Here is a 12,300-nt window from a genome sequence, read left to right on the forward strand (position 1 = left end):
CGCAGCGGGGCAGAAATCCGTGCCACGCCTTCGTACTGTCTGCGCGAAGTGCGGGACCGTTCGATGCTTGCAACGTCATTATGTAAGTCAACGCTCATATACAGCCGTAGATCGGTATACATTCGCGTTTGCCCCGCTACAGTCCCGGGCAAGGGCTGGGATTTACGATACATTAACGATACAGTCGGCAATCTCAGAGAATGGCAAAGCGGTGTATCTCCACGACAGGGATGTTTCTGCGCCTCGCGACCCTCCTGGGTCTGGCTTTCGCGGCGGCGACCGCGCGCGCCGGTGAGCTGGAGCCCTGGAAGACCAAGTCCAACGCCATCATCGTCGATGCCTATGAGATGAACAGCATCGACTGGGAAACGATGCTTGGGGACAAGCGGATTTCCGGTTTCATTGCCAAGGCGTCCGACGGCCTGCCCGAGAGCTTCTCCTGCACCGGCGACCACAACGGCGACACCTTCAACCACTGCAAGACCATGTGGCGCAAATACGCCGTCAGCCGCGAGCTCTACCAGACGCGCCGGATGATCGCCCGTTCTCACGGGCTGCTGTGGGGTGCCTATCACCTTGCCCGCCCCGGCAACCCCGTGGACCAGGCAAACCATTTTCTCGACTACGCCGAGCCGCGTGACGACGAGGTGATGGTGCTCGACATCGAGGGCCTCGATCCGCAGAAATACATGTCGCTTGAGGACGCGGCCATCTTCGCCGGCCATATCAAGACCCGGACCGGGCGCTACCCGATCCTCTATACCAATCACGTCACCGCCAAATACATCGCCACCCACCGCGCCAAGCACCGGCTGCTGTCACGGTTGCCGCTCTGGTATGCGCGCTACAAGCCGGACATCCGCCAGGTCTTCCCGATGGGCAACTGGGACAGCTACGCGCTCTGGCAGTTTTCGTCAGGCATCAACTGCGGCAAGCGACGCTGCCCCTACCGCGTGCCGGGCACGCTCGACGACATCGACGTCAATGTCGCGGCCATGTCCCCGCTCGCCTTGAAGGCGAACTGGGCACAGGGCGCCCTGCTCCCCGAAAAGCCGCTGCCGCTGATCCTCATTGCGGAGGCCGAACAAGGCGCAGGTGCGCCCGCGTCTGCCCGTGCAAGTGTCACTTTCGAACCGGCACCGCTGCTCGTCAGCCGCGCCGAAGCGACGGGTGCTGCCGGCAGCGGCGTCGACATGATGGTGACCGGGTCGATCGATCTTGCGCGCCCGGAGCGCGCCTTGCACGTCGCAACCGCCGCCGATGACGTGACGCATCCCGAATGCACCGAAGCGATCGCCGGCACCGATAGCCTGAGGCTTGTCGCAGTCAAGCTGCCCATGTGCGGCGATACCCAATAGACCGCTTCGGAGCGCCCGATGCCGCTCTACCCTTTGAACGCGCTCAGGCCTCGATCTGCACGTCCCCGAGCGGTCGCGAGCAGCAGGCAAGGATGTAGCCCTCGTCGATCTCGTCGTCGAGAATGCCGCCATTGTGGTTCATCTCGACGTCTCCGGCGACCTTCATGACGCGGCATGTCCCGCAGATGCCGCCTTCGCAGGCGGCACCGATGCGCACGCCGTTGGCGCGAGCCGCCTGCAGGATCGTCTGGCCGGGCTTGGCCTCAATCTCCTTGCCGCTCATGGTGAAGGCTATCTTGGCGCTCGATGCTTCCGCGTCGCCCGCTGTACCGGCACGCACGGCGATCTCTTCCGCAGCCGGCGCCGCTGCCGGTTGGAAGCTTTCCTCGTGATAACGGCTCATGTCGAAGCCTGCGGACTTCAACATTTCGCGCACGCCGCGCATGAACGGTTCCGGGCCGCAGCAGAAGACCGTGCGCTCCATGAAATCCGGCGCAAGCAGCGGCAGCTTGGCGCCGTCGATGCGGCCACGCAGGCCATGCCAGCCGTGGCGAGCCTCGTGTCCCTCGACGATAAAGCCGAGGTTCAGCCCGGACATCTGCGTGGCGAGCACCTCCAGCTCTGAACGGAACAACAGATCCTCCGGCCGGCGGGCGCAGGAGATGAAGGTGACATCGGTTTCCGGCACGCAGTCCGCCATCCAGCGCGTCATCGACATCATCGGGGTGATGCCGGAGCCGGCGGAGATGAACAGATACCTGTCGCCGGGGTGGCGGACGAAGCTGAAATCGCCGAGCGGGCCGAAGGCGCGGAGCGTCATCCCCGGCTTCAGGTGATCGAACATCCAGCGCGTGCCGATGCTGTCGGCCTGCGCCTTCACCGTCACGGCGATCGAGAGCGGTCGCGACGGCGTCGATGACAGCGTGTAGGTGCGCATGACCGGTTCGTCGGCCACCGGCAGTTCGAGCGTGACGAACTGGCCTGGCAGATAGCGGAACCAGGCCGGCTTTTCCGCGCGGAAGGTGAAGGTCATGACATCGGCGGTCTCGACGACAGCCGATGTGCATTCGAGCAGCTGCTGCCGGTCGATCCAGACATGCAGCGCATCGAAGTGGTGGAAGGAGGATGCCATCTGCATGTCAGGCGACCCTTGAAAGCGGAGCCGCATCGCCCTGCAGGCGTTGCTCCATGAATTTGCAGTACCACTCGACAAACTGCATCACGCCGCCTTCATGGTCCGGCGAATAGGGGCCGGGCTGATAGGCTGGCGAGCGGATGCCGAAAGCGTTTTCCTCGACGATCTGGCGATCCTGGTCGTTGGTCTCGGTCCAGACATGCGTCAGGTCTTCAAGGTTGTAATCGACGCCTTCGACCGCGTCCTTGTTGACCAGCCACTTCGTCGTCACCTGCGTCAGCTCCGGGCCGAGCGGCAGCACGCGGAAGGTGATGGCGTGATCGGCCAGCACGTGGTTCCAGGTGGTCGGGTAATGGAACATCAAAAGCGTGCCGATCTGCTTCTGGTGAACATCGGCCGACAGAGCCCGCCGGACGGCACGCGCCCCCGACATCGTGTAGCTTTCGGCGTCGTCGACGAGCGGCATGCGGGCGGCGCGGAACTGGCCAGTCGGCGACATCTTGAATTCGCTCGGCAGGCCCTCGGCCTCGCATTTCGCCCAATGGGCGGCGATGACAGGATCGTCCTTGGCGCCCTGCACGCCGGTCGCCGTCGGTGCCTCCGGATAGGTGCGGCAGAGTTCCGGGTGGTTGGCGGCGCAGTGGTAGCATTCCCGGTTGTTTTCCCAGACGAGCTTCCAGTTGCCCTTTTCGACGATCGTGCTTTCGAAGGCGACCTTGGTCTCGCCGAGACGATGCGGCGCGAGATAGGGCAGAGCCAGTTCGCGGAATGCCGTGAAATCCATCGGCTTTTCCGACAGATTGATGAAGATGTAGCCGCCGACCGTTTCGCAGTGGATCGGCTTCAGGCTGTGGGCTGCCTTGTCGAAATCTTCGCCCATCTGACGCGCAAAGAGCAGCGAGCCGTCGAGCTCGTAGGTCCACTGGTGATAGGGACAGACAAGCTTTGCCGACGAACCCTTGTGTTGGGTGCAGACGCGCGAACCGCGGTGGCGGCAGGAATTGTGCAGCGCCCGGATGGTGCCCTGGCGATCACGGGTGATGACAACGGGATAGTCGCCGACCTGGACGGTGAAGTAGTTGCCCGCGCGCGGGATCTCGCAGTCGTGGCCGATGAACAGCCAGTCCCGGTACCAGATGTTTTCCAGATCCTGCCGGTAGTAATCGGGATCGATGTAGAAAGCCCGATCGAGGCTATAGCCGTCTCGCTTGCCCTTCAGCTTGCGAAGCATATCGTTCCTGGTGTCCATATCCTGTCCTCATGCGCCATGTTTCGGAGAGGCAGGACAGGAACCCGCACAGGCGCACGCCCATGCGTTCGAGGCTCCGATCCGGCTGCCCGCCGCAACCCGTTACGGTTATGTCTGTCAAGGCTGGTTTCCGGGCTCAGGAGCTGTCCTTTCGGACCTGCCCGGCGCCTTCCCGGACGAACCCGTCCAGTGGCCTTTTGCCGAGGCTTTCGCTCCACCACCGTTGCGGGGGCAGCGCCGGGATTTGACCGGCTTCCCAATTCTCCGCCCCTCCCTTGAAAGGCGGCACCTTGAGTAGGAATATCTAAGCGTGGAAGCCCCCTCCGCAGCTGCCGGATAGCGACATCCAATTCCAGAATGACGACACGGCCGAAAGCGGCATTCACAAGACGCCTCGTCATTTTTTCATATAGGAAACATATAGATAGCTTATAACATGGGCATTTGCCGACTTTTGCGCCCGACAGGGCGCGGATGTGAAAGCACTTCGCCCGTTTGCGACATGCCCGCCAGCGCGAGGCGGTCTTCGGCCGACGCCGGGCTGAAATCTTTCCTTAACCATGAATCGCTAGCCTTGCCGGCGGACGAGAGGTCCGGCAGGCAGGCAGATAAGCGCGCTGACGATCATGGCAAACTTCAAATATTTCGACGCGGCGGCCGAGAAGCCGCCAGCAATCATGCCGAAAGCGGCAGTTCACACCGAATTTCTGCGCACCGGCCGGATCAACCGGCGGCAATGGATGCCGAGCGAACGGCGCTACTTGAGCTATGAGGAGGTCGCGGACAGGACGGGCAAGAAGCTCACGACCGCCGGCGACACCACGCACAAGCGGATCAACGGTTTCCACACGTCGATCCAGTTTCCGAAAATGATCTTCCACCGCACACTCGTCGGCCGGCCGCACCTTGGCTATTGTCACGTGACGGCGGCGCGAACGCCCGTTTCCCCCTCCAAGGACATCACCTGGTCCTTCTATTTCGCCAACTTCTTCTGCGACCTCGGCAATGAAACGCATTTCTTCGACCGCATCCGGAGCGACTATGCGCGGATGTATTTTGCCGTCGCCATCGAGCCGGACAGCGAAGGTGGTCAGATGGTCATCAACCGCACAGTCCGCGACAATGGGCTGCTCTTTCGCACCGACGACCCCAAGGTTGCGCTGAAGAACGTTTTGATGCTGGGCGCCCGCGACGATGCGCTGCGCCGCATCATTCGCAGCCTTTGACCCGGAAGCCCGTCGCCGCAAAGAAAATCGTTCTGTTTTCCCGTCGCGTCCGTTAAGGAAGCGACGGAAAGGAACCGGCATGGCTGACATCATCGACACGGCGAAGGAACCGGAGCGCGCGATCGAGCGCGCCTGCACCGTTCTTGCCGAAGGCGAACCGGTCGCGATCCCCACGGAAACCGTCTACGGGCTGGCGGCGGATGCGACCAATCCGGATGCGATCAGCCGAATTTACGAGATGAAGGGGCGCCCCCGCTTCAATCCGCTGATCTCGCATGTCAGCGACATGGCGATGGCCGAGGCCCATGTCAGTTTCGACCCGGTTTCCCGGCGGCTGGCGGAGGCCTTCTGGCCTGGCCCGTTGACGCTGATCCTGCCGCAACGCGCCGACAGCACCGTTCACGCGCTGGCGTCCGCCGGCCTCGACACACTTGGCGTGCGCATGCCTGACGGCTTTTCGCGCCGGGTGATTGCCCGTTTCGGGCGGCCGCTGGCAGCCCCGAGCGCCAACACCTCGGGCAAGATCAGCCCAACGAGCGCCGCTCATGTCGATGCCGATCTCGGGGGCAAGCTGAAGCTGATCCTGGACGCCGGCCCCGCCGAGATCGGGCTTGAATCGACGATCATCAAGGTCGACGGCGAGGCCATCCGGCTGCTGCGCCCGGGCGGCCTGGACGCGGCCGAGATCGAGCGCCTGCTCGATCGCCCGGTCGAGCGGCCGGAGACGGCGGGCGCGACAATCGAAGCGCCGGGCATGCTTGCCTCTCATTACGCTCCCGGCGCCGCCGTCCGGCTTGACGCCGTCGATGTGCGCCCGGAAGAAGCGCTGGTCCGCTTCGGCGGAGACCGGATCGCCGGCGAGGAGCAGGCGACGATTGTTCTCGACCTCAGCCCGAGCGGCAACCTTAGGGAAGCGGCGGCCAATCTCTTCGACTACATGAAGCGGGCGGATGCGAGCGGCGCTCGGACCATCGCCTTCGGGCCGATCCCATCCGGCGGATTGGGAGAAGCGATCATCGATCGGCTGCAACGAGCGGCCGCGCCGCGAGAATAAGCAGGAAGGCAGGCCCATGACCGCGTCCATGACCACGCTCCCCTCTCCCGAACTCATCGCCTCCTTCGTCGAGATCGTCGGCAGCGCCAACGCGCTGACGGCAGAAGCCGACAAGGCCCGCTATCTCGTCGAATCCCGCGGGCTCTATCGCGGGACCACGCCCTTGGTGCTTCGACCCGGCTCGGTCGACGAGGTCTCGCGGATCATGAAACTCGCCAGCGCCACTCGCACGGCGATCGTGCCACAGGGCGGAAACACCGGTCACGTGGCCGGACAGATCCCGCGCGAAGGCAAGGCGGATATCGTGCTTTCGCTCGAACGGCTGAACCGCATCCGCGATATCGATCCGGTCGGCAATGTCATCGTCACGGATGCCGGCTGCATTCTTGCGGACATCCAGAAGGCGGCAGACGATCACGACCGGCTATTCCCGCTGTCTCTCGGCTCGGAAGGCTCCGCACGGATCGGCGGCAACCTCTCCACCAATGCCGGCGGCACCGCCGTGCTTGCCTACGGCAACATGCGCCAGCTCTGCCTCGGCCTCGAAGTGGTGCTACCGACCGGCGAGATCTGGGACGGACTGCGGCGGCTGAAGAAGGACAATACCGGCTACGACCTTCGCGATCTCTTCATCGGCGCGGAGGGCACGCTCGGGGTCATCACCGGCGCGGTGCTCAAGCTGTTCCCCAAGCCGCTCGGGCACCAGGTGGCCTTCGCCGGCGTTGGCAGCGTCGAGCATGCGCTCGCGCTCTTTGAAAAGGCGTCCAGCCTGTGCGGGCCGGCGCTCACCGGTTTCGAACTGATGCCCCGTCTGGGCGTCGAGTTTACCACCAGACACATCGCCGGCGTTCGCGACCCGATGGACACCGTGCATCCCTGGTATGTGCTGATCGATATCTCCACGTCCGATTCCGCCGAGAGCGCCGGGCGGATGGTGCAGGACCTCATGGAACGGGGCCTTGCCGACGGCCTTGTCGAAAACGCGGTGATCGCCGCCAACGAAACCCAGGGCAAGGCGCTCTGGCACATGCGCGAGAGCATGTCGCCGGCACAGAAACCCGAGGGCGGCTCGATCAAGCACGACGTCTCCGTGCCTGTGTCGAGCATCCCCGCTTTCATGAAAGAGGCGGACGCCGCCGTGATGAAGGCGATCCCCGGCGCGCGCATCTGCTCCTTCGGCCACATGGGCGACGGCAATATTCATTACAACATCTCGCAGCCGATCGGCGCCGACAAACAGGCCTTCCTTGACCGCTGGCGCGAAATCAACGCGATCGTGCATGGCATCGTCTTGACGTATAACGGCTCGATCTCGGCCGAACATGGGATCGGCCAATTGAAGCGCGACGAACTCGCCGAGGTTCGTGCGCCGATCGAGATCGCGCTGATGCAGCGGATCAAACACGCGTTCGACCCGTCGGGCATCATGAACCCGGACAAAGTGCTGCGCGCGGACTAACCGCTTGTTTTCACCCGCAGCGTGGCGGATCGAGGGGCGCTTTAGCGCCCGCCCGCTCGCAATTGCGAGAGAGACAGAAGCGTTTCGGCACTGACACCACCACCGCCCCCGCCCGTTAGGATCGCAAGCCCCGCCGAGACGTCCTGGTTGTTTGCGACATCATAGAGCGCCGTGAAACGCTGCAAGAGCTTTTCGAGCTTTTCGGGATCCTGCATATCCTTGATGTTGACGGCGCGCTCGAGATAGGCGGCCTGCGCGTCGATCTTGGCGTTCTGCAGCCCCTCGGGCATACTGTAGGCTGTCTTGATCACTTCAAACAGCGCGCGATCGGCGAGGATGTCGTAGGCCGTATTGATTTCCTTGGCCTTGCGTTTGAAGTAGAGCGCCAGACGAATGCCGCCGTTATCGGCGCCTTCGGTCTCTTCGAGCGACTGATTGAGGAACAGGTCAGCCGTGGTCACGAGACCGCGCCGCGTCTGAATCTGGCCGGCTTCGCCCCGGACGATCTTGCCGTCCTTGTCAAAATTGAATGACGAGACGATTTCGCGGTACTTCAACCCGTTCGGGTCGGTGTTGATGAAGCTCTTGGGGTCGTTGAGGTCCGACGTGAACATATCCCTGAGATAGTCCGTCTTGACCGTCTTAGGATCGATGCCAGAACCGACAAGGACGAAATTGACCAGCCGCTCGTTCTTCAGGAAAGCGTCCAGCGTCTCGGTCTTTTCGATCTCGGCTGCGTAGTACTTCGCTTCCGCCTGCGCCTTTTCCTTTGCGACCTTCTTTTCTTCGTCCGTGCCGAAACGCGACATGGCGATGACGTAGGACTTGGCGGTGTTCATGATATCGGCCTGGCCCTGCGCCAGCTTCGGCGCGCCAAGTGTTCCGTCGGGTTTGAAGTTGAATGCCTTGACGAGGTTGACGTAGCGCTCGTCGCGCAACGTGTTGGCGTAGCTCTTCGGATCGTTGAGGTCGCTGGTCAGGATCCGTTTCAGCGTTCGCGTGCTTATGTCCTCGTTTTCGAGCCCGAAGGCACGCAGAGTGAACTTGGTCATGGCACTATTCTTGAGCAATTCGTCAACCGAGGTCATCGAGTTGACCAGGCTCTTGAAGCTCTTCACCTGGGCTTCGTCCTCGGCGTCGCCCTTGTCGTTGTAGCGCACCATGTAGCCGTCGGACGTCTTCTTCATCTGCTCGGCGTCCTGAGCAGTCTTACCGGACTGCAGCGTGCCGTCAGTCTTGAAGTTGAAGGCAGCGTGCAAGGCTTTGAAGGCGGCGTTGTATTCGCCGCCCTGCGTGTTGACGTAGCTGGCCGGATCGTTGATGTCGCTGGTGAGGATGTTTTCGATGGTCGCTCGAACCGTCTTCGTCGGCGACAGACCGAAAGCCGTCACAAGATAGTTGAACAACCGGGTGTCGTTGACCAGGTCCGAGACAGTGGTGATGCTGCCGATTTTCTGTTCGTAGTACTCTTTGTTGAGAAGCGCTCCGGCGCCGGTCAGGCGATCTGAGCCAAGCGGCGTCGTCCCGGGCCGCTTGAACACATAGGCATCGTTGAGCATCTTCTTCTTTTCATCACTGATCGCCTTCTGGCCAGAAGGCACGCTGCCGTCAGTGTTGAAATTGAAGGTCTCTGCCATCTTGATGTAGGTTTCGAGCCTGCTGATGCGCGGACCGAGCGTCTCTAGTTCCAGTTTGAGCGACGCCATCAGCGCCGGTGCCTGGTCGCGTGGCGGCAGCCTGGCGTCGAGGTCGGTCACGATTGCGTTCTGCGCGTCAATTTTCGCCTGGATGGCCGGCTTGTCGGCGGCAGGTGCTGCCGCCAGCTGGGCGTTGAGGGTGTCGATCTCCTGCAGAGCGGTGATCCGAGATCCGAGATCCGTCCGTAACTTCGACGCTTCGTCCATTCTCGACACGGCGGCCAGCCGGCTCGCGATAAGATCAGCCGGCTCGCTCGTCAGCGCGTCCCGAACCTCCGTATAATTGAACGTCTTCGGGTTTAGATCGAACACCAGAAAGGCAAACGAGCGCAGCTTTTCGTTGCCTAGGAATTCGTCGACATTGGTGACGAGGTCCATAGCCGCGCCAAAATAAGCCATTTCCCCACGCATCACCGTGTCGAGGTTGTTGATGCGATTGTTGTAGAGGCCGATCAGCGCATCCTGCTGTGCACTGGTTTGGGCCACCGGCTTTGACGAACTGAAGCTGAAAGCCTGCGCGAAATTGCGGTAGCGTTCATCGTTGAGACGATTGGCGAAGCTGTTGTCGTCCGACAGGTCGCTTTCCAGAACCTTGCGCATGAAGGCTTTGGCATAGGTCATGTCCTCAAGACCATGCGCCTTCATCGCGTAAGAGTAGAGTCGGTAGTCGTCGAGAAACTCCTCGACAGTTTTCACCTTGCCGATGTTCTCCTTATAATACTCGGCCTCGCGCGCGATCTGTGGCTGCTGAGCGACCCGGTTGAGGCTGCTCCTCATGTCACGCGTGATGCGGCTGAAGTCGAGATAGGTCGATACCATGTCTGGCGCCCCGGAGTACGTGGGGAAGGGTCGACCGATCCCCGAAACAGAATTCTGACGCGCTATGATTGCAGGACTGGCTTGTGCGTGGCTTTTGGCCGGCCGTCTCGGTTTGCCCAAGCTGTGTCCGGTTCGGAACAAAGCTGTCGCGCGCGTTGACGAAACGGAAACCCTGGCAGGTCGGCTTTTGCTAACCATCGAAAAACGCAAAGTTTTCTTAACCGCGATTTTTAAGCCGTTCGGAAAGGGGGCCGCCTATTCTCCTGCCCATAGAGGACGAAAAAGTCCCGACGAGAAGACCGGATACCGGCTCTCAAGGAAAACAAGGGCGATTGAAATGCGCAACACACTCTCTCAACCCGCATGGGTCGAAAACACGCTCCGTCTTGATCCGAAGCGCTTTCCGCAACAGGCAAGCTACGCTTTGCGCGATCACACGGGTAATGTCACGATCAGCCTGGACGAGCGTGGCGCAGTTCTGCGCAAGGTGCTACCATCGAGCGGCCTGCCGCTTTCGATCGCACTGCCGGCGCGGGCATTCAAAGGGGTCGCGGCTCGCGCGATCGATCACGGCGACGGAGACGTGACAGTGACGCTGGAACTTCATCACGACGACCCGGACCTCTGTGTCCCGCTGCTCGTCGCACACGACCTGTCCGACATCGCGGCCGACTGGCGCGCCTGGGCAGAAGCATACCGCATTCCGATGCTGATGGTGGAAGCCGACGGCGTGGCAAGGCCGCTCGAGGAGCACCTCGGCGACGTGCGCACGGCACCCGTCAAGCCGCGGCGTCGCCATTCCTTCTTTGCAGAGCGTCGGCCGCGCTTCCTCGTGCGCCGTTCCACCGGCACGCTTGGCGTTCACATGAAGATCGACGGGCGCGAGATCATCGCCCGAAGCTAATTCCAAAAGCTTGCCTCCAGTGCGACAGCCGGCCGTTCCCTGCGGTCGGCTGTCGTCGTTTGACCGGGGGCAGGAGAAACGGGCGGCGGCGCACCATTGCCTTGAATTTGCTGACTTGTTCCCGTGGAAACAGCCCGACCGCCTTCTTCGTGCCATATCGGCTCCATAGCCATTGTCACGAAAGAGGGAGAAACCCGATGCGCAAGCACATCGCCAAAGCCGTTGCCGCCTTCCTGGCCACCTTCCGTGCGCGGCACGAGGCAAAGAAGCGGAAAGCTGCACGCGAAATCAGCTGGGCGTGAGACCATACGCCCGCTATCGAGCGGGTCAGAAACGCATGAAGACGATCCTCCGCCGCAACGGAGGATTTTTCATATCAGGCGCACGATGAGCGCCAGCACCAGCCCGGCAAAGACGATCAGCCCGACGATCCCATTGAACTTGAACAGCGCCAGGCACTGCGACGCGTCGTGAATGTTCAGGACCAGGATCTGATAGGTCAGCATCGCGGCGGCGATCAAGAGACCGACATAGGCAATGACACCGGCACCGGCCGCGACGAACGACAGGAAGATGAGCAGCGTCGCGATACCGTAGAGACCGATCAGCCATGGCCGCGGATTATCCCCGAACCGCCTGGCCGTCGACCGCACGCCGATCAGTTCGTCGTCCTCTTTGTCCTGATAGGCATAGATCGTGTCGTAGCCGATCGTCCAGGCAACGGCCGCGCCGTAAAGCAGAACGGGGGCCAGCGACAGCGCGCCGAACTCTGCGGCCCAGCCCATCAATGCGCCCCAGGAAAAGGCCAGTCCCAGGAAGAACTGCGGCCAGTCGGTGAACCGCTTGGCAAAAGGATAGATTGCGACGATTGCCAGCGACAGGATGCCGAGCACGATCGAGAAGGTGTTGAACTGCAAGAGCACGACAAGGCCGACAAGCGCCTGCAGCACCATGAACACCTTCGCCTGCAGGCGTGACACCCGTCCCGACGGCAGCGGCCGCGAACGCGTTCGGGCAACTTCCATGTCGATGTCGTGATCAACGATGTCGTTGTAGGTGCAGCCGGCACCGCGCATGGCGATGGCGCCGGCGGTAAACAGGAAACAATGAAACAGGAAGCGGCCGAGCGAGAACTGGTCAGTGCCTGCAGCCGCGCCTGCGGCCAGGGCCACCGACCAGAGGCAGGGCAACAGCAACAGTTGCCAGCCGATCGGCCGATCCCAGCGCGCAAGCTGCGCATAGGGCCAGAGCGCGCGCGGCAGCACCCGATAAACCCAGTTGTTGGACGGCGCGTCGTGAACGCGCCCGGAATCGGCAGGGATTGTGTTCATGTCCCTGTTTGACGCCGCCGGCCCGGCCGGTCAAGCGGCGAGATCGCCGCAGACCTTGCGGGCCAAGG

The 12,300-nt window shown here is 62.1% G+C and carries 9 protein-coding genes and 1 riboswitch; of the genes, 5 read left to right on the top strand and 4 right to left on the bottom strand.

All coding sequences use genetic code 11. The features are described from left to right. The first annotated feature begins 230 nt into the window (after positions 1–230). Positions 231–1,358, top strand: coding sequence for a glycoside hydrolase family 25 protein (locus VGO04_RS00825; RefSeq protein ID WP_414650493.1), 1,128 nt, complete (start codon positions 231–233; stop codon positions 1,356–1,358). Positions 1,359–1,401: 43 nt separating this feature from the next. Here VGO04_RS00825 and VGO04_RS00830 read toward each other — a convergent pair whose 3' ends face one another. Further along, positions 1,402–2,496, bottom strand: a complete 1,095-nt coding sequence (locus VGO04_RS00830; protein WP_327494061.1) for a hybrid-cluster NAD(P)-dependent oxidoreductase — start codon at positions 2,494–2,496, stop codon at positions 1,402–1,404. A gap of 1 nt (position 2,497) precedes the next feature. Further along, on the bottom strand, positions 2,498–3,742 hold the full coding sequence (locus tag VGO04_RS00835; protein WP_327494062.1) for an aromatic ring-hydroxylating dioxygenase subunit alpha: 1,245 nt from the start codon (positions 3,740–3,742) through the stop codon (positions 2,498–2,500). A 104-nt stretch (positions 3,743–3,846) separates the two neighbouring features. Then, positions 3,847–4,050, bottom strand: a riboswitch (cobalamin riboswitch). Between the two features lie 318 nt (positions 4,051–4,368). Here VGO04_RS00835 and VGO04_RS00840 point away from each other — a divergent pair. The 3 genes from VGO04_RS00840 (at position 4,369) to VGO04_RS00850 (ending at position 7,481) form a co-directional block, all read left to right on the top strand. Further along, a complete protein-coding gene (locus VGO04_RS00840) occupies positions 4,369–4,968 on the top strand; it encodes a DUF6656 family protein (protein ID WP_327494063.1) in 600 nt (199 codons plus the stop codon). Positions 4,969–5,047: 79 nt separating this feature from the next. After that, positions 5,048–6,022: an L-threonylcarbamoyladenylate synthase gene (locus VGO04_RS00845; protein ID WP_327494065.1), complete on the top strand. Its 975-nt coding sequence runs from the start codon at positions 5,048–5,050 to the stop codon at positions 6,020–6,022. Between the two features lie 28 nt (positions 6,023–6,050). Next, on the top strand, positions 6,051–7,481 hold the full coding sequence (locus VGO04_RS00850) for an FAD-binding oxidoreductase (RefSeq protein ID WP_327494090.1): 1,431 nt from the start codon (positions 6,051–6,053) through the stop codon (positions 7,479–7,481). Between the two features lie 41 nt (positions 7,482–7,522). Here the strand turns inward: VGO04_RS00850 and VGO04_RS00855 are convergent, their stop codons facing one another. Then, complete coding sequence (locus tag VGO04_RS00855; protein WP_327494066.1) at positions 7,523–9,997, bottom strand: DUF1217 domain-containing protein; 2,475 nt, start codon at positions 9,995–9,997, stop codon at positions 7,523–7,525. A gap of 337 nt (positions 9,998–10,334) precedes the next feature. On the opposite strand from VGO04_RS00855, the gene VGO04_RS00860 reads away from it, so the two are divergent. After that, entirely contained in the window at positions 10,335–10,901 is a 567-nt protein-coding gene (locus tag VGO04_RS00860) for a DUF6101 family protein (RefSeq protein ID WP_065775983.1), read from the top strand. A gap of 371 nt (positions 10,902–11,272) precedes the next feature. Here the strand turns inward: VGO04_RS00860 and ubiA are convergent, their stop codons facing one another. Continuing rightward, a complete protein-coding gene (gene ubiA, locus VGO04_RS00865) occupies positions 11,273–12,232 on the bottom strand; it encodes a 4-hydroxybenzoate octaprenyltransferase (RefSeq protein ID WP_327494067.1) in 960 nt (319 codons plus the stop codon). Between the last annotated feature and the right edge of the window lie 68 nt (positions 12,233–12,300).

It is taken from the genome of Ensifer sp. (assembly GCF_035999185.1).
Lineage (GTDB): Bacteria > Pseudomonadota > Alphaproteobacteria > Rhizobiales > Rhizobiaceae > Ensifer.

Bases quoted from the DNA above. Each gene is read 5' to 3' on its own strand.
- VGO04_RS00825 (WP_414650493.1), top strand. From the start codon at position 231: ATGTTTCTGCGCCTCGCGACCCTCCTGGGTCTGGCTTTCGCGGCGGCG.
- VGO04_RS00830 (WP_327494061.1), bottom strand. From the start codon at position 2,496: ATGCAGATGGCATCCTCCTTCCACCACTTCGATGCGCTGCATGTCTGG.
- VGO04_RS00835 (WP_327494062.1), bottom strand. From the start codon at position 3,742: ATGGACACCAGGAACGATATGCTTCGCAAGCTGAAGGGCAAGCGAGAC.
- VGO04_RS00840 (WP_327494063.1), top strand. From the start codon at position 4,369: ATGGCAAACTTCAAATATTTCGACGCGGCGGCCGAGAAGCCGCCAGCA.
- VGO04_RS00845 (WP_327494065.1), top strand. From the start codon at position 5,048: ATGGCTGACATCATCGACACGGCGAAGGAACCGGAGCGCGCGATCGAG.
- VGO04_RS00850 (WP_327494090.1), top strand. From the start codon at position 6,051: ATGACCACGCTCCCCTCTCCCGAACTCATCGCCTCCTTCGTCGAGATC.
- VGO04_RS00855 (WP_327494066.1), bottom strand. From the start codon at position 9,997: ATGGTATCGACCTATCTCGACTTCAGCCGCATCACGCGTGACATGAGG.
- VGO04_RS00860 (WP_065775983.1), top strand. From the start codon at position 10,335: ATGCGCAACACACTCTCTCAACCCGCATGGGTCGAAAACACGCTCCGT.
- ubiA (WP_327494067.1), bottom strand. From the start codon at position 12,232: ATGAACACAATCCCTGCCGATTCCGGGCGCGTTCACGACGCGCCGTCC.